At 73.3% G+C, this 17,012-nt stretch carries 15 protein-coding genes; 2 read left to right on the top strand and 13 right to left on the bottom strand.

Annotated features, from left to right (window positions below; genetic code table 11):
• Window positions 1-107: 107 nt before the first annotated feature.
• The 5 genes from ACP6CK_RS13975 to lptF all read right to left on the bottom strand — a co-directional run bounded on the left by ACP6CK_RS13975 (window position 108) and on the right by lptF (window position 6,076).
• Entirely contained in the window at window positions 108-620 is a 513-nt protein-coding gene (locus ACP6CK_RS13975) for a macro domain-containing protein (protein WP_426959647.1), read from the bottom strand.
• A gap of 96 nt (window positions 621-716) precedes the next feature.
• Window positions 717-1,223, bottom strand: coding sequence for a M23 family metallopeptidase (locus tag ACP6CK_RS13970; RefSeq protein ID WP_426959646.1), 507 nt, complete (start codon window positions 1,221-1,223; stop codon window positions 717-719).
• Window positions 1,224-1,317: 94 nt separating this feature from the next.
• Window positions 1,318-3,756 carry an LPS-assembly protein LptD gene (locus tag ACP6CK_RS13965; RefSeq protein WP_426959644.1) on the bottom strand — a complete coding sequence of 813 codons (2,439 nt, stop codon included), beginning with the start codon at window positions 3,754-3,756 and terminating at the stop codon, window positions 1,318-1,320.
• The gene (gene lptG / locus ACP6CK_RS13960; protein ID WP_426959643.1) at window positions 3,753-4,886 is read right to left on the bottom strand and encodes an LPS export ABC transporter permease LptG; all 1,134 of its coding nucleotides are present in this window, start codon (window positions 4,884-4,886) and stop codon (window positions 3,753-3,755) included. Before lptG ends, ACP6CK_RS13965 begins: the two co-directional genes overlap by 4 nt.
• Window positions 4,883-6,076: an LPS export ABC transporter permease LptF gene (gene lptF / locus ACP6CK_RS13955; RefSeq protein ID WP_426959642.1), complete on the bottom strand. Its 1,194-nt coding sequence runs from the start codon at window positions 6,074-6,076 to the stop codon at window positions 4,883-4,885. The genes lptG and lptF overlap by 4 nt, the downstream gene beginning before the upstream one ends.
• Before the next feature lie 264 nt (window positions 6,077-6,340).
• On the opposite strand from lptF, the gene ACP6CK_RS13950 reads away from it, so the two are divergent.
• Window positions 6,341-6,916, top strand: a complete 576-nt coding sequence (locus ACP6CK_RS13950; protein ID WP_426959640.1) for a hypothetical protein — start codon at window positions 6,341-6,343, stop codon at window positions 6,914-6,916.
• 127 nt (window positions 6,917-7,043) lie between these two features.
• Here the strand turns inward: ACP6CK_RS13950 and ACP6CK_RS13945 are convergent, their stop codons facing one another.
• Window positions 7,044-7,763 carry a trypsin-like peptidase domain-containing protein gene (locus ACP6CK_RS13945; RefSeq protein ID WP_426959638.1) on the bottom strand — a complete coding sequence of 240 codons (720 nt, stop codon included), beginning with the start codon at window positions 7,761-7,763 and terminating at the stop codon, window positions 7,044-7,046.
• Window positions 7,760-9,205: an FAD-binding oxidoreductase gene (locus ACP6CK_RS13940; protein ID WP_426959637.1), complete on the bottom strand. Its 1,446-nt coding sequence runs from the start codon at window positions 9,203-9,205 to the stop codon at window positions 7,760-7,762. Before ACP6CK_RS13940 ends, ACP6CK_RS13945 begins: the two co-directional genes overlap by 4 nt.
• A gap of 302 nt (window positions 9,206-9,507) precedes the next feature.
• Here ACP6CK_RS13940 and ACP6CK_RS13935 point away from each other — a divergent pair, with 302 nt between their 5' ends.
• Window positions 9,508-10,353: a class I SAM-dependent methyltransferase gene (locus ACP6CK_RS13935; RefSeq protein ID WP_426959635.1), complete on the top strand. Its 846-nt coding sequence runs from the start codon at window positions 9,508-9,510 to the stop codon at window positions 10,351-10,353.
• A 240-nt stretch (window positions 10,354-10,593) separates the two neighbouring features.
• Here the strand turns inward: ACP6CK_RS13935 and ACP6CK_RS13930 are convergent, their stop codons facing one another.
• From ACP6CK_RS13930 to ACP6CK_RS13905, 6 genes are all read right to left on the bottom strand, one after another.
• On the bottom strand, window positions 10,594-11,952 hold the full coding sequence (locus ACP6CK_RS13930; RefSeq protein WP_426959634.1) for a GDSL-type esterase/lipase family protein: 1,359 nt from the start codon (window positions 11,950-11,952) through the stop codon (window positions 10,594-10,596).
• A gap of 130 nt (window positions 11,953-12,082) precedes the next feature.
• A complete protein-coding gene (locus ACP6CK_RS13925; protein WP_426959632.1) occupies window positions 12,083-13,708 on the bottom strand; it encodes an ABC transporter permease in 1,626 nt (541 codons plus the stop codon).
• Between the two features lie 28 nt (window positions 13,709-13,736).
• Window positions 13,737-14,744 carry an extracellular solute-binding protein gene (locus tag ACP6CK_RS13920; RefSeq protein ID WP_426959630.1) on the bottom strand — a complete coding sequence of 336 codons (1,008 nt, stop codon included), beginning with the start codon at window positions 14,742-14,744 and terminating at the stop codon, window positions 13,737-13,739.
• Between the two features lie 83 nt (window positions 14,745-14,827).
• On the bottom strand, window positions 14,828-15,364 hold the full coding sequence (locus ACP6CK_RS13915; protein ID WP_426959628.1) for a chromate transporter: 537 nt from the start codon (window positions 15,362-15,364) through the stop codon (window positions 14,828-14,830).
• The gene (locus ACP6CK_RS13910; RefSeq protein ID WP_426959626.1) at window positions 15,364-15,930 is read right to left on the bottom strand and encodes a chromate transporter; all 567 of its coding nucleotides are present in this window, start codon (window positions 15,928-15,930) and stop codon (window positions 15,364-15,366) included. The genes ACP6CK_RS13915 and ACP6CK_RS13910 overlap by 1 nt, the downstream gene beginning before the upstream one ends.
• A 316-nt stretch (window positions 15,931-16,246) precedes the next feature.
• Complete coding sequence (locus ACP6CK_RS13905; RefSeq protein ID WP_426959624.1) at window positions 16,247-16,966, bottom strand: Crp/Fnr family transcriptional regulator; 720 nt, start codon at window positions 16,964-16,966, stop codon at window positions 16,247-16,249.
• Window positions 16,967-17,012: the final 46 nt, after the last annotated feature.

Here is a 17,012-nt window from a genome sequence, read left to right as displayed (position 1 = left end):
CCTCGGAGAACGAGGATTCCCGTCGACAGGCCACGATCCCCAGCCGCGCGATCGGCGGCCGTTCCAGCCCCGTTGCAGAGACAAGGCGAACGGAGCCCGGGGCCCCGTCAGGACGGCGACGTCAGCCGTTCGGCATAGAGCTCCGCATTCCACTCGTCGAAGCAGGCGAACACCACCTCGACATCCCCATGCGCGGCCAGATCCGCCCGGACGGCGCCGATCGCCACGTCCACCGCCCGCGGTGGCGGATACCCGAAGATGCCCGTCGAGATCGCCGGAAACGCGATGGACCGCCCCCCGGCGCCCCGCAGCAGCGCGAGGCTGCTCGTGTAGCAGGCCGCCAGCCGCTCCGCCTCGCCCCGGTCGCCGCCATACCAGACCGGACCCACGGCATGGATCACGGAACGGGCGCGCAGCCCGAAGCCCGGCGTCAGCCGGGCCTCGCCGACGGGAACCGGACGGTCCTCGATCGCCAGGCAGGCCGCCTCCAGCCCGGGACCGGCCGCCCGGTGAATGGCCCCGCACACCCCGCCCCCGGCCGCGAGCCGCTCATTCGCGGCGTTGACGATCGCATCCACGTCCAGGGTCGTGATGTCCACGACCGCCACCCGCATCGGCATCGCGCCGCCCTCCGCTGACAGGGCAGGGTATCACCGGGCCCGACGACGCGCCGGCCGGCATGCACGGCAGTCCGCCCGCGCCAAGAAGCCCGGCCGCTACCCGCCGCAGCGCCCGACCCGGAAATGCGGCGCCGGATCAACGCGCGCCCCATCGATCACCAGCTCCAGATGAAGATGCGTACCATAGGTGACGCCCGTCCGGCCCACCCGCCCGAGCGCCTCGCCCGCCGCCACGGCGCGCCGGCCCGTGGCCAGGGCCGGCGCGACGCTGCCGAGATGCGCGTAGACCGTCCGCCACCCATTCGGGTGCCGAAGCTCGACCTCCAGCCCCCGCGCACCAAGCCGGCGGATGCCAACCACCTGCCCGGCCCCGACCGCGCGGACCCAGGCCCCGGCCGGGGCGGGCAGGTCCATCCCGTTATGGACGCGGGAGGCGCGGGGCCCGCCCGCCGGCCGCGCGCCGAAGGACGACGAGATGCAGGCCGGGGTGACGGGAAGCAGAAGCTCGCCCGGCGCCTGCGCCGCGGCAGGCGAGGCGGTCAGGGCGATGAGGACGGCCGCGAGCGCGCCTTGCAGGACGAGGCGGACGGGCGCGGCCCGCACGCCCGAACAGGAAAGCCCGCCGGCGCCATCGCCCCCGCGCCGGAGGGCGCGCTGAACCGGCCGCTGCCGCACCGCCGGCGCCCCGGTCAGCCGCCTACAGCGCCCGGATGCCGAAGTCGCCGATCGTCTTCAGCCCGATCCGCAGCAGCAGCACCGTGCCGGACGGATAGTCCTGCAGCGTCGTCGGGTTCTGCGCGTAGGACTGGTAGAACCGCCCGTCGAGGATGAGGCACTCATCCTCGTAGGTCAGGTTCATGCCCACCGCGACGCCCCGCCGGTCCTCGATGTCGTAGCGCCCGAAGACGCCCGCGCGCCAGAACTGGCTCACCTGGGTCTGCGCCCCGCCATAGACCTCCCGCGTGTAGCGGCGCGGCGACTGGATGGTCAGCGGGATGTTGTAGACATACCCGAGGTTCAGCGAGGTCCGGCCGAGCCCGAGCGGCTCCAGCCCGAGATTCGCCTGGGTATCGAGCATCCGGCGGTCCAGCGTCTCCCCGTCCAGCCGCGCGCGGGCGACGACGTTCAGCCAGGGCGTCGGCTGCACGCGGATGCGGCCGACCCAGTCGGATTCCTGGTCCCGCAGCCCGGACCGGGCCTCGAACACCTCCTCGCGGGAGGCGCGGAAGGACCGGCCGACCAGCCCCTCGATCTGCCCCCCGTTCGGGAACAGCCAGGCGGCGCGGAACGCCGCGTCCACCCGCGTCCCGCCCTCCTGCCGGTCGCGCCCGACGAAGCGGTTGAGCGCGAAGAGGTTCGCGTCCGTGAACTCGAAGTCGAGGCTGTCCTCGTTCGGGATGCGGCTCTGCCGGCCCATGTTCGGACCGGTCACGATCTGGATCCGCGGCTCGATGAGCTGCTGGCCCAGCCCGCCGCCGAACTCCGTCACCTCCCGCACCATCGGCAGGCGCCAGTCGATGGCGACGCGGACATTCCCCGTCGCCTCGTTCAGCGTGCTGTTGGAGGAGAAGTTGGGCGAGAGATTCACGTCGTCCGCGTTGTAGCCCAGCGCGTCGAGCTGGGCGCGGAAGGTCCAGACGCCGCCGATGTTGTCGATGCGCGGCACGTCGTAGTTCAGCCGCGTGCCGGCGCGGCGCGTCTTGGTGCCGGCGTCGCGGTAGATGTTGAACGCGGTCACGTCGGCCGTCAGCTGCCCGCCGATCGAATCCCGCCCGAAGACGTGCTGGTAGTACATGTTCGGCAGCACGAAGGGGACGAGCCCCACGTCGTCCTGGCTGCGCAGCCCCTGGAAGGCCAGACCCTCCACCCGCGCATAGGCCTCGGTGCCCCAGAACCCCTCGGTGTAGGCGGTGCTCGTCAGCACGCGCGCGAAGGGCTGGCGGAAGGCGCGGAGATAGCTCTCGGAAGAGGCGCGGTTGAGGGTGAAGCCGGCGCGCCAGTTCTCGTCGATGTTGAACAGGCCGCGGGCGCGGATCGATCCGCCGAACCCGTCCTCGGTGATCTCCCCCTCGCGCCGGAGATAACCGGCCGAGCCCTCGATGCTCAGCTCGCCGAAGTTGAAGCGGCGGCGATACGCCAGGTTCAGCGCCGGCGCCTGGTTCGTCGAGATCAGCGGCGTGATCGTCGCGTCGCTGCTGTCGTCGATCGCCCAGTAATAGGGGATCTCCGTGAACAGCCCGAGGAAGCGCGTCTGCCCGAAGGAGGGCGAGAGAAAGCCGGAGGACCGCGGCGTGGAGGGGTCCGGCATCGAGATGTAGGGCGTGTAGAGCGTCGGGAAGCCCGCAACGTCGAGCGTCGCGTCGCGGAAGCGAATGCGCCGCGCCTCCCCGTCCTGCGTCGCGAGGCGGGAGCGGATCTGCCAGATCGGCGGCTCCGCCGGGTTCTCGGCGCAGAGGTCGCAGGACGAATAGACCACGCGCGCGAGGTCGGTGATCGTCGCCCCGCTCTCGGTCGTGGTGCGGCGGGCGCCGTTCGCCGCCACCCGCCCGTTCTGCGCGAGAAGCCCGCGCATCCCGTCCACCACCGCCTCCCGCATGCCGCCCTGCAGCTCGGCCCGGTCGGCGAACAGCACCTGCCCGTCGGGCTCCAGCAGCTCCACATTGCCCTCGGCGACCGCGACGCCGGTGTTGCGGTCATAGGTGAAGCGGTCGGCGCGCAGGATGCGGTCGCCCTGCCAGGCCTCGACCTTGCCCGTCGCGGTGACGCGGTTCTCGCCCTGGTCGTACTCCACGCTCTCCGCGGTGAAGGTCACGGGGGCGTTGCGGTCCACCGGCGGGGACCGGCTGGTGCCCAGGCCCGCGGGGCCGGAAGCACGGCCCGCGGGCGCGGCCGCGGCGCCGGGGAACTCGGCGTCCCGGAACTGCGTGGGGTTGAAGGCACCGCCCAGCCCGCTCTGCGCCGCCGCCTGCCCGAGCTGCCCGACCGGGGAGGCGAGCGCCATCAGCGCGAGAAAGGCGACGCCCCCCAGCAGCCCGGCGCGCCGGGACAGGGGGGTGGGGCGGGGCGCCGGGCGGCCGCGGCGGGGCACCCGGCGCGGGGCCGGCCGCGGCCCGCCCATTCCTCGCTCCTCGGTCATCCATCCTCCAGGTGCAGCAACAGGGCGAGGGCGCACATCAATCCGGCCGCGGCGGGGGCCCAGGCGGCCAGGACCACGGGCAGGGTCCCGGTCTCCCCGAACTCGCCGGTAACCCGGTCCAGCATGAACAGCGCGAAGCCGGCCGCAACCCCCGCCCCGAGCATCCCGGCGACGCCGCCCCGCCGCGCCTCCCGCATCGAGAAGCCGGCGGCGAGCAGCGCCATCGCCACCGCCAGCACCGGCAGGGACAGCAGGGACTGGTAGTGCAGCCGGTGCCGCACGGAGGAGAAGCCGGAATTGTCCAGCACCTCGATGAACTCCGGCAGCGACCAGAAGGAGAGCGTGTCGGGGGAGGCGAAGCTGTCGGCGATGCGGTCCGGCGTCAGCTCCGTCGGGAAGGCCAGGTCGCGCCGGGGCTGGGGCTGCCGGTCGGCCCCGAAGGCCGTCGCCCCCTCCAGCACCCATTCCCCCGCCCGCAGCACGGCCCGCGGCGCCTCGATCCGCCCGAGGAAGCGGTCATTCGACGAGAGGCGCCAGAACGACACCTCCTCCAGCCGGAAGGTGCCGCCGTCGCGGATCGACTCCGCGTCCCGCGCCGCGACCGGGCGGCCGGACAGGATGGCGAAGCCGTTCGGGTCGATCTCCCGGTCCCCCTGCCGCAGCCAGAGCCGCCCGCCCGCGAGGGTGGTGGAGGAGGGCGCGTTCCGCAGCACCAGCGCGTCCAGCTGCTCCGCCCGCGCGAGCATGATGGAGGACAGCGGCGACAGCCCCGCCGTCGCCGCCCCGCCGAGCAGCGCCGCCATCAGCACCGGCCCCGCCAGGAACCCCCAGGCCGAGATCCCGGCCGACCGCGCGACGACCAGCTCGGAGGAGCGCGACAGCCGCCAGAAGGCCAGGATGCCCCCCAGCAGCACCGCGAAGGGCAGCACCTGGAGCGCGACGAAGGGCACGCGCAGCAGCGCGATCGAGGAGACCTCCGCGAAGCCCGCATCGGCCCGGGTCGCGGCGCGGCGCAGCAGCTCGATGAAGTCGAACAGCGCGACCAGCCCGGTCAGCGCCGTCAGCATGATCAGGGCGGAGACGACGAAGCGCCGCGCGACATAGGCGCCGAAGGTGAAGGGCAGGGTCACGCCGCCGCCTCGCGCTTCGGCAGGGTGGGGGCCGTCGGTGCCGCGGCGGGCACCGGCGGCACCCGCCGCGGCCAGCCCGGCGCGCCCGAGAGCATCCAGGCCGCCACCACCCCCGGCCCGATCGCGTGCAGCCAGATGAGCGGGATGAACCGGTTGTCCCGCGCCGCGAGGTTGCCCACCGCCAGCCCGATCGCCAGCAGCCCCACCACCGCCAGCACCGCCGTCAGCGCCGAGAGCCCCCCGCCATGCCGACGGAAGGCGCTGCCCAGCGCCGCCGCCAGGGCGACCAGCGCGAAGGACAGCGTCGTCAGCGGGGAGGAGAGCCGCCCATGCCCCTCCGCCCGGAACTTGCGGATGTCGCGCTCCGGCAGGTTCTCGGCCGGGTCCGGGTTCAGCAGCTCGTCCACGAAGCGCTCCCGGCTGTCGCGGTTGCGCGCATCCTCCGCCCGCCCGCTGCGCGCGAGGTCGAGGCTGTTCTCCGAGAAGGTGAGGACGGTCAGCCGCGGCTCCGCCGGGGTGCCGGGCGGGCTGCCCGGCGGCACGGCCCGCGTCATCTGCTGCCGCTGCCCGTCATAGAGCGTGACGCGCGGCCCGTTCGCGGTGGCGCTGATCACCCCCCGCTCCGCCAGGATGGTGACGGGGGCGCCGGTCTCCCGGGAATCATGCACCAGGATGCCCCGCAGCACCCCGTCCCGCTCCCGCAGCCGGGCATAGACGGTCAGGTCGTTGCTGATCGCGCTGAACACCCCCTCCTGCAGCAGCACCGCGGCCATCTGGTTGCGGATCTCGAACTGCCAGGTGCGGAAGGCGGCGTGGGACACCGGCACGAGCCAGAGCTGCAGGAACAGCCCGACCCCCGTCGCCAGCACCGCGATCAGCAGCGCCGGCCGCGACAGCCGCCAGTCCGACAGCCCGGCCGCCCGCATCACCACCAGCTCCCGGTCGGTCTGGAGCCGGACATAGGCGAAGAGCGTCACGACGAAGGTCGTGATCGGCAGGATCACCGCGAAGAAGGAGGGCAGCAGCAGCCCCGTCAGCCGCAGGAACACCCCGAAGGACAGGCCGCGGTTCAGCACCAGCTCGATGAACCGCAGCGACTGCGTGAGCCAGATGAGCGCCGCCAGCCCCACCGTGACGGCGAGGAGCGAGAGCGCGATCTGCTTCGCGATGTATCGGGTGACCCGGCTCATGAAGGCCGCAACCTATCCGGGCGGGGGGAGGGGGGCAAACCTTCGCTGCCGCCCTTCCCCCGACCGGAACGACATCCTTCGGCCCCGCCGTCCCCTAGGCAGCGGCGCCGGGGAGGCCGCGCCGGGGTGGGCTCGACCCCCCGTGCCGGCCGGCTAGGCTACGGGCCAGAACGCCGCCGCGCGGCCGTCTCGTCCGCCGGTCGCCCGGCCTCGACCATGGACGTCAGCCAAGGCCAGGGAACACCCGATGCCCCGGAGCACCCGATGACCGTCGAACTTCGCACGGACCCCCCGCTCTGCCCCCTTTTCGTCGGCAACACGAAGATCGCCGACGACGACATGTTCGGGGAGGTCGCGAAGACGCAGGGCAGGTTCGACCGCAATGCCGAGCGCTACATGCCCAAGCCGATCCGGCGCTCCGGCGAGTCCGACGAGGCCATGAACGCCCGCATGCAGCAGGGATACGAGGTCTTCAACTACAAGTACGGCCAGATCTTCTCGATCTTCATGGACGGCCTGGACGAACAGGCGATGCTGGCCAACTGGCAGCGCTGGCAGCAGGCCAGCGGAAAGATCGACAACGCCTTCTTCAAGGGCACCCGCTTCATGGGAACCGACCGCAGCGCCGCCAGCTTCACGGCACGCTGCCTCAAGATCGGCCTCCCGCCCGGGATCAAGGTGAAGGTCGGCGTGAAGACCTCCTGGTCCGTGATGGACGTCGTCCTCTACGCCATCGGCATCCGCGACGCCCTGGAGCAGTCCGGCGTCCCCCAGAGGCCCATGACCTACGACCGCAAGATGCTGCCGGCCCGCTCGGTCTTCACCTCGATCGGGCACTGATCCCCGACGGTGACCGGCCCCGGGGAAGAGCCCGGGGGGGAGAAGGCATTCTCTCCCCCGGACCCCCACTCATCTCCGCTCGCCAGGCTGCCGCCGAAGGCGGAGACGGGCTCTCCAACTCCGCGCCTCAGCTCCCCGCGCCCGACGTGCCGAGAAACCGGCGGATCGCCGCGGCGGGCACGATCCGCGTCACCCCCGGCGTCTCGTCCGGCCGATGGCTGACCACCCCCAGCAGGCAGAGGCTCGCGGCATCGAAGACCCCGGCCCCGGACTCGCCCGGCTCCATCCGCATGGGAATCTCGGCATAGGCGCCGTAGGCCGGGCTGCTCTCCGGCACCATCCCGCCGGCCCGGGCCTCCAGCACCCGCAGCCGGGACGCCACGACCACCGATTGCCCGCGATCCGGCCCCAGCCCGCAGGGCCGCGCCACCGGCCCGGGCGGGGCCCCAGGCGCCTCCAGCACGGCCAGGTCCTCCCCCCGGCGATAGAGCGGCCCGACGCGCGGCACCAGCTCCCCCTCGCCCTGCCGCACCAGCCGGGCCGGCGCCGGCCGCCCGTCCGCGACGATGACCGGCGCCATCGCCGGGCCCCCGCAGTTCCGCATCCGCATCGCGGTCCCGTCCACGATATGGGCGGCCGTCAGGAAGCGGCCCTCCCCGATCCGGACGGCCGTGCCGACCAGCGGGCAGTCCGCCGCCCGTCCCGCCCGCACCTCCACCCGGAAGCCCGCGGCCCCGGGCGCGGCCGGCGGCACCGGCAGCGCGACCGGCCGCACGATGGGGGAGGGCGCCGTCGCCGCGCAGCCCGACAGCCCCAGCGCGACGAGCGCGAGGGCCGCGCGGATCAAGCCGGCAGCACCTTCCCCGGATTCATCAGCCCCTTCGGATCGAGCGCCGCCTTGATCCGGCGCATCGTCTCCAGCTCCGCCCCGCCGCGCCACTCCGCCAGCATGTCCGGCTTCAGCCGCCCCACCCCGTGCTCCGCGGAGAACGACCCATCCAGCTCCCGCACGATGGCGTTCACGCAGTCCATGATGTCGTGCGACCGCGCGAGGAAGGCGCCCGCCTCCATCCCCTCCGGCTGCTCCAGGTTCATGTGGATGTTGCCGTCGCCCATATGCCCGAAGGGCACGGGCCGGCTGCCGGGGATCAGCGCCTTCAGCGCCGCGTTGGACCGCCGGATCAGCTCCGGCACCTTCGACACGGGCACGGAGACGTCGTTCTTCACGCTCGCCCCCTCCCGCTTCTGCGCCTCCGGATGCTCCTCCCGCAGCCGCCAGATCGCGTGGCGTTGCGCCTCGCTCTCGGCCAGCGCGGCGTCGAGCACCTCGCCCGCCTCCAGCGCCTCCTCCAGCACCGCCTCCATCAGCCCGCGCAGATCCGCATCGGGCCGCGAGGAGGCCAGGTCCACCAGCACGTAGTGATCCGCCCGCTCGGACAGCGGCAGGGTCGCCCCCTCGATGTGCTTCAGCGCGAAGTCGATCCCCGTGCCCGACATGTACTCGAAGGCCCGCACCGCCCCCTCGTCCCGGTCCCGGAACCGCCGGAACAGCGACAGCGCCGCATCCTCGTCCGCGACCGCGCAGAGCGCGATCGCCTCCGCCCGCGGGCGGGGAAACAGCCGCAGCACCGCCGCCGTCACGAAGCCGAGCGTCCCCTCCGCCCCCACCAGCAGGTGGCGCAGCGCGTAGCCCGTATTGTCCTTCCGCAGCCGCCGCAGCCCGTGGATGACGCCGCCATCCGGCATCACCGCCTCCAGCCCGAGCATCAGGTCCCGCGCGTTGCCGTAGCGCACCGTCGTGTTGCCGCCCGCATTCGTGGACAGCACGCCGCCCACCGTCGCCGTCCCCTCCGCGCCGAGGCTCAGCGGGAACAGGCACCCCGCCGCCGCCGCCGCGTCCTGCGCCGTCTTCAGCACCACCCCGGCCTCGGCCACCATCGTCATGTCCACGGGATCGAGGTCCCGGATGCGGTTCATTCTTGTGAGGGAGACGATCACCTGCCGCCCGCTCTCATCCGGCATGGCCCCGCCGACCATGGAGGTGTTCCCCCCCTGCGGCACCACCGGCACCCCGGCCGCGTGCAGGATCGCCATCGCCATCGACAGCTCCTCGGTCGAGGCCGGCCGCAGCATCGCCGGCGAGGCCCCCCGGTACAGCCCGCGCCAGTCCGACAGATGCGGCTCGAGATCCCGCGCATCCGTCACCACCCCGCGGGGGCCGAGCACCCCCAGCAAGGCGTCGAGGAGGCCCGTCGGGAGGGCGGGGATCGGCATGGCGGTGTCGGGCATGGCGGGGCGACCAAACGCCTGGGGCGGAGCGGGGTCAAGCAGGTTGCCACGTCTCGGCATGAGTTCCCGGTCCTCGACCCCAGGGCGGACATCTGCACCGGCCTTGCGCAACATACAACTCGTTGAATCTCTTGGCTCTGCTGGGCGGGGCAGAAGTCCTGATTGATGCAACACTGGGTGGGAGCAGAGATGGCCGGTTCGCCATCCAGCTCCCGAATTTGGTTGAGCCCGCTCTGGATCACCGGCACCTGGGGCGAATGTCATCAGATCGAATGGATGCTCGGCCGAGCAGTAGCCGCCGAATGCAGGAAGCCCTGGCTGCACGCATCGCGGCAGAAACGCTGGACAGGAATGACGGTCCCCATCAGGCATCAGGAGACGATTCGCCGCTTTATGACCGTGCCGATCTGTACGATGCGATTGTGCAGCCTGGTCCGTGCGAGGCGTTCTACCGCGAGGAGGCGCGGCGCTGCGGCGGTCCCGTGCTGGAACTTGCCTGTGGCACAGGGCGGCTCACCCTACCTCTGGCCCGTGACGGACATGAAGTGGTGGGCCTCGATGCCTCGCACAGCATGCTCTCAGCCGCGCGGCGTAAAGCCCGTGAGGCGGGGCTGTCGGTTTCCTTCGAGCACGGCGACATGCGCAGCTTCGATCTGGACCGTCGCTTCGCGCTGATCATCGTGTCCTGCAACTCGCTCGCGCATCTGACGACCAACGAGAAGGTGCGCGCCTGCCTGATACGGGTCCGCCGACACTTGGCGCCTGGGGGCAGACTCGCCTTCGACGTCGTCCGGCCGGACCTCGGCCTGCTGTCCCGGCCGGAAGATGAGTGGCGGCAGCTCGATCTCGGCCCTAACCCAGCCTCCGCGATCAGGGCGGAAGAGGCCGCAAGCTATGACCCGATCACTCAGATCCGCACCTCGCGCCTGCGGGTTGCCCGCGCCGGCCAACCGGGCGTGGCGGTCGCGCCTCTCGTGCTGCGACAGTTCTTCCCGCAGGAGCTGCCGCTGCTGCTGGAAACAGCAGGGCTGGAGATGGTCGAGCGGTATGGGGATTTCGCCCGCAACCCGCTCACCCCGGACAGCCTGAATCAAATATGCTTGGCACGGGAACAGACAGCGGCATCAACTGAACCGTTGGCCCATTGACGACGGGGGGCTGACGCATGGCTCACGATGCGGCAAAGGCCGCCGCGGCCGACTTCAATGCTGCGACCGTTCCTCGACAACTCGGCCTCGGGCGGCTTCGTGCCGATGGCGGGAAATCTTGATTTCTGCACCACCCAGTGGCCCCGGCCAGTCGGGACGGGGCTGCGGCCTCGCGATCGAGCCGCCGGTCGGCGCTGGAGGCTGGTATATAAGGAATTCCGTTCACCTAACCTTCCCTCTTCACCCCGGCACCACCGCCTCCCGCGGGATGCTGCTCCCCATCGCCAGATACCCCGCCCGGTTCGGGTGAAGCTTGTCCCCCGCGCCGCCCGTCGTGCTCTCCGGGATCATCTCCGCGCGCAGCTCCCCGGTCGCCGCGTCCAGCGTCGCGCTCTCGAAATCCACCACCGCGTCGAAGGTGCGGGAATCCCGGATGAAGGCGTTCAGCCCCTTCCGCTTCTCGTCCTGCTCCGCATGGCCATGCGCCGCGCTCGTGCTGCCGAGCGCCGTCGTCACCGTCGCCCCCACCACCCGCACGCCCGGGAGGGCCGCGCGCAGCCGCCGCACCCCCTCCACCATCCCGTCCCGCACCGCCTCCAGCGAGGCATTGCCGTTGCGGGAGAAGTCGTTCGTCCCCTCCAGCCACACCACGCAGCGCACCCCGGACAGCGAGATCACGTCCCGCTCCAGCCGCGCCAGCGCCGAAGGACCGCCGGGGAACGGCCGGTCCGGCCCATAGGCGGCGGGCCCCACCACCTGGTTCCCGCCGATCCCCGCATTCACCACGGACACCCGGTTCCCCAACGCCTGATGCAGCCGCCGGGACAGCACGTCGGGCCAGCGGTCATCCCCGTTCATGGTGGAGGCCGTCCCGTCCGTGATCGAATCCCCGAACCCCACGATGACCGGGATCCCCGCCGGCGCCGCCATGTCCACCGCATCGAGGAAGAACCAGGACGCCGTCGAGAAGGGGAAGGATTCCTCCCCCTCCTCCGCCCCCTTGGACCCGCTCCCGGGCCGCGAGACATAGGAGGTCTGCAACGCCTTCGCGTGCCAGGTCATCGGCCCGCTGCGCCCCGCCACGTGGAAGGACACGGCCAGCTTCCGCCCGGCCAGCAGCGGCGCGTCCGGCTGCGCCGCGAAGGGCAGCTCCACCGCGTCGGACCACACCTGCCCCCCGGGCGGCACGGTGACGCTCTCCTGCCCCCCGAACCGCACGGGACGGTTCGTCCCCGGTGCCACGCACCCGCCGCCGAGATGCAGCCCCGCATGCACCCCGTCGATCACCAGCGGCCGCGTCCCGAAGGCGTTCTGGAACCGCAGCCGCGCCTGCCGCCCCCAGAAGTCCGGCCGCACCACCAGCCGGAAGGTCTGGTCGTTGGCGCCCTCCGCCGCCTGCGGGAAGGCGAAGCGCTGATCCGGCTGGGCCGAGGGATTGCCGATGGGGTAGGGCCCCTGCACCGATCCCGCCCAGGCCGTCGCCCACCCCTCCGCGCCCGAAGGCCCGGCACCCGCCGGCGCGCCGCCCGTCTGGGCCGCGACGATCCCCGGCGCGACCGCGGCCAGCACCAGCCCGCCCGCGATGTCCCTGCGGTTCATGCCTGTTCCCTCCTGCCTCGGGGAAAACGGTCGCACCGCTCCGCCCCCGGCGGCAAGGCGAGGACGGGAACGATCCGGAGAGGCCGCGATCCGCCCGACGAAGGAGGGCCCGAGCCACCGTCCCCACCTCTCAGCGCCGCGCCCGCCCCATCAGCAGCCCGATCACGGGCAGCCCCACCAGCACGAGGGCGAGCGCCGCCACCGCGCCCTCCTCATAGGTCCCGCGCGCCGCCTCCGCGTAGAGCGCCGTCGCCAGCGTCTCCCGGTTCAGGGGCCGCAGCAGCAGCGTGGCCGGCAGCTCCTTCATGGCGTCCAGGAAGACCAGCAGCGCCGCCGCCAGCAGCGCCGGCCGCAGCGGCGGCAGGTGCACCCGCCACAGCAGGCGGCCCGGCCCCGCCCCCATGGCGCGGGCCGACCAGTCCGCCGACCGGGGGATGCGCCCATAGGCCGCGTCCAGCCCGCCCGCCGGGATGGCCAGGAAGCGCACGACATAGGCCGCGACCACGGCGGCGGCCGTGCCCAGCAGCGGCGGCGGCGCCAGCGCGCCCAGCTCCCCCAGCACGTCGTCCATCCCCCCGAAGGCCACCGTCAGCCCCACCGCCGCGATCCCCCCCGGCAGCGCGTAGCCGAGCATCCCGGCCCGCAGCAGCGCCGATCCCGTCCGGTCCCGCGGGGCCATCCCGCGCCCCCGCGCGCCGAAGGCCAGCACCAGCCCGGCCGGCAGCACCAGCAACGTCGCCGCCCCCGCCAGCACCGCGCTGTTCAGCACCCAGCGATCGAGGTCCGGCGGCAGGCCGAAGGCCGCCACCCGCCGCCACGCCGCCCAGAGCAGATAGGCCGCCGGGATGGCGAAGCCCGTCACCACCGGCAGCGCGCAGGCGGCCGCCGCCAGCAGCCCGGGGACCGGCGGCAGCGTCCGCGGCTCCGGCGGCACCGGCTCCGCCACCGACCGCACATCCCCCACCCGCCCGCGCGCCCAGGCCTCCAGCGCCAGCACCGCCGCCACCGCTGCGAGCAGCATCAGCGCGATCTGCGCCGCTCCCTCCAGCGAGGACCGCGTGATCCAGGTGACGTAGACCGAGACCGTCAGCGTCCGCACGCCGAGGAACTCCGCCGCGCCGACGTCGTTCAGCGCCTCCAGCAGCGCCAGCGCCGCCCCGGCCGCGATCGCCGGCCGCGCCATGGGCAGCCCGACCTGGTGGAACAGCCGCCACCCCCCGGCCCCCAGCGACCGCCCCGCCCGGATCAGCCCCAGCCCCTGCGACAGGAAGGCCGCCCGCGCCGAGAGATACACATACGGGTAGAGCACCGAGCCCATCACCAGCGCGCAGCCCGGCAGCGACCGGACCTCCGGCAGCGGGATGGCGCGCGGATCGTGCAGCCCCAGCCACCCGCGCAGCCCCGCCTGCACCGGCCCGGCCGGGTGCAGCACGTCCAGCCAGGCATAGGCCGCCACATAGGCCGGCATCGCCAGCGGCAGCACCAGCGCCCAGGACAGCACCCGCCGCCCGGGAAAGCGGTAGCAGGCCGCCAGCCAGGCCGCCCCCGTCCCGGCCCCCACCGCCACCGCGCCGACGCCGGCCAGCAGCAGCGCCGTCTCCACCACGGCCGGCGGCAGCACGTAGCGCGCCAGATGCGGCCAGAGATCGCCCGACCCCCGCGCCGCGGCCAGCGCCAGAGCCCCGACCGGCAGCGCCACCAGCCCCGCCGCCAGGATCGCGCCGACCCGGTGCAGCGAGAGGCGCCCGGCCCCCACCCGCCGCCCGCGCCAGCCCGGCCTCAGCTCAGCGGTCGAAGCCGACCTCGTCCACGATCCGGCTCGCCGCCGCCCGCCGCGCCGCCACCTCCGGCAGGGACACGTTCCGCGGCCGCAGCTCGCCGAAGCCCTGCACGATCGGGTTGGTCGGCGTGCCCGGCCGCACCGGGTTCTCGAAGTTGCCGTTCGCGTAGAGCGTCTGCGCCTCCTCGCCCACCAGCCACTCCAGGAAGCGCACCGCCTCCGCCCGGTTCGGCGCGTTCTTCGCCACCACGGCGCCGGAGATGTTCACCGCCGTGTGCCCGGGCGGCAGGATCACCCGCACCGCCTCGCCCCAGCGGCGCTGCTCGTCGCCCCCGGCGCCCGAGAGCATCAGCCCCGCGTAATAGGTGTTCGCCAGCCCCACGTCGCAGATCCCGGCCAGGATGTCGCGCGCCACCTCCCGGTCGCCGCCCGTCGCCCGCCGCGCCAGGTTGCCGCGCAGGTTGGTCAGGTAGGTCCGCAGCCACGCCTCGCCGTGATCCACCATCAGGATCGAGAACAGCGCGGTGTTGTAGGGATGCTGCCCGGACCGGATGCACACCCGCCCCCGCCAGCGCGGCTCCGCCAGCGCCTCATAGGTCAGCGCCGCCGCCTCCGCCTCCGGCACCCGCTCGCGCGAGACATAGATCGCCCGCGCCCGGGTCGAGAGCGCGAACCACCGCCCCTGCGGGTCCCGCAGCCCGGCGGGGATCGCCGCCTCCAGCGCCGCGGACTGCACGGGCTGGGCCAGGTCGCGGTCCACCAGCTCCATCAGGTTGCCCACGTCCACCACCATGGCGACGTCGGCGCGGGACCGCGCCCCCTCGGCCGCGATCCGCTCCGCGAGCCCGCCCTGCACGAAGACGCTGTTCACCGCGATCCCCGTCTCGCGCGTGAAGCGCTCGGTCAGCGGCCGCATCAGCCCCGGCTCGCGGGTCGTATAGACATTGACCTCGGCCGCCCCCGCCGCGGCCGGCGCCAGCAGGGAGAGAGCGAGGAGCAGCGGGCGAATCATGGCGTCCTGTCCCGTCGGAAGATGACGGCGCGTTCATGCGTGAGAGTCATTCGCACTTCAAGGGGGCCGCGCCCGCCACCCCCTCAGCGCAGCAGCAACAGCCCCAGCGAACCGCCCATCACCAGCGCCCAGCCCGGTGACCCGCGCCCCTGCCACACCCACAGCCAGGCCCCCGCCGTGATCGCGACGCAGACCGCCACCTCCAGCCCCGTCCCCCGCGCCGCCGCGCCCCCCGTCACCAGCCCCGTCGCCAGCGACAGCCCGATCGCCACCGGCACCAGCCCCGCCCGCACCGCCGCCATCCGCCAGTCATGCGACAGCCGCTGCGCCAGCGAGCCCACGCCATAGGCCACCACCCAGGTCGGCCCGAGCATCCCCAGCAGCGCCCCCGCCAGCCCCGTCCACCCCGCCAGCGTCCAGCCCAGCACCGCCACGAACAGCACGTTCGGCCCGGGCGCCGAGGCCGCCAGCGCATACCCCTGGGAGAAGGTCGCGTCGCTCATCCAGCGATGCACCTCCACGATCTCCCGGTGCATCTCCGGCACGGCGGCGTTCGCACCCCCCACCGCCAGCAGCGACAGCTTCGCGAAGAAGACGAACAGCCCCACCGCGTCCGGCATCACCCGCCCCGCCTCCGCCGCCACAACACCGCCCCGATCCCCACCGGCCCGAGCACGAGGATGATCAGCGGCAGCGGCGCCCGCCACCACGCCCCCGCCGCCACCGCCATCAGCCCGATCACGATCAGCTCCGGCGGCGGCCTGAGACGCGTCGCCATGCGGAAGCCGTTGCCCATCACCATCCCCGCCGCCGCGCAGGCCAGCCCGTGCATCATCGCCGAGACATGCGGGTTCTCGGAAAAGCGCTGCCACAGCAGCATCAGCCCCATCAACACCACCAGCGGCCCGCCATACAGCCCTGCACTCGCCGCCACCGCCCCGGGCAGCCCCGCGAAGCGCCGCCCGATCATGACGGCCGCATTCCCCACATTCGGCCCCGGCAGCACCTGCCCCATCCCGAGGATCTCCGCCCACTCCCGCTCGGTCAGCCAGCGATGCTCCTCCACCATGGAGCGGCGCACCCACACATTGGCCCCCCCGAAGCCGAGCAGCCCCGCCTTGCCGAAGGCGAGGAGGAGCTGGAGCGGGCCGGGAGGCGTGGGGGGAGGGAGGGGCAATGCGTCCACCGGCCAAAGGTCCGCCTCCCCGGCAGGGGCGGCAAGAGGCCCGCCGCCGCTCCCCCCGTCCGGGGACCCTGCGCCGGGACCGACGACACGGCCGGCCCCCGCGCGCCCGCATCGCTGTGTCTGGCACCGGACCGACAGCGCGAACGGGCCGTCCCACACCCGCCCCATGCCACGCTCCCGCCCCACCCCCCTCGATCCGATCTTCCGGGCCGACATCCGGCAAGACCGCCTGCTCATCGCCCGGTCCGAGGCCCTGATCGCGCATTCCCGCCGCCTGCTGAGGGACACGCAGGCCCTGGTGGAGACGCGGCAGCCCTCAGTCGGCCCGGAGCAGGCGACGGAACTCCCGGGTGATGACGCCGTAGCACTCGCAGGACGCCCCCTCGAGCCCCGCGCGGTCCAGCACCTCGACCACGCCCCGGCCGTAGCGGATCAGCCCCGCCCGCTGCAGCATCCCCGCCGCGATGGTCACGCTCGGCCGGGTCACGCCGAGCATCTGCGAGAGGAACTCGTGGGTCAGCGGGAAGCTGTCGCCATCCACCCGGTCATGTGTCAGCAGCAGCCACCGCGCGCACCGCGCCTCGATGGGGTGAAGGCGGTTGCAGGCGCTGCCCTGGCTCACCTGCGTCACGAGCGAGAGCGCATAGCGCAGCAGCAGGCGCTCCAGCCCCGGTAGCCGCGGGCGGAGCCGCGCGAAGGCCGCCGCCGTCATCCGGTCCGCCTCGCCCGGGATCTGGACGAGGACGCGCTGGGCGCTCTGCCCTGCGTCGAGCACGAGCGGCAGGCCGAGCACGCCCTCGCGCCCCACCGTCGCCACCTCCACGATCGACCCGTCGGTCATCTCCGAGAGCATCGACGCGACGCCGCTCCGCGGGAACCAGAGGTGGGTGACCGGCTCGTCCAGCTCCTGAAGCACCCGCTTGAAGGCGAGGGGCACGCGCTCGACCTCGCCCAGGAACAGGGTCCGTTCCTCCTCGGGCAGGGCGGCAAGAAGGGCGTTCTCGCCCTGGGAGGCTGGGATGACGTCCCGGTCCATCGGCGCCTCCGAGAGAAGCCGGGCTTCTCCCAGCTCCCCCGGGCCG

It is taken from the genome of Muricoccus radiodurans, assembly GCF_050154705.1.
GTDB classification, from domain to species: Bacteria; Pseudomonadota; Alphaproteobacteria; order Acetobacterales; family Acetobacteraceae; genus Roseomonas; species Roseomonas radiodurans.
Note: the sequence above shows the minus strand (reverse complement) of the source record. Positions and strands in the feature narration are given on the sequence as shown.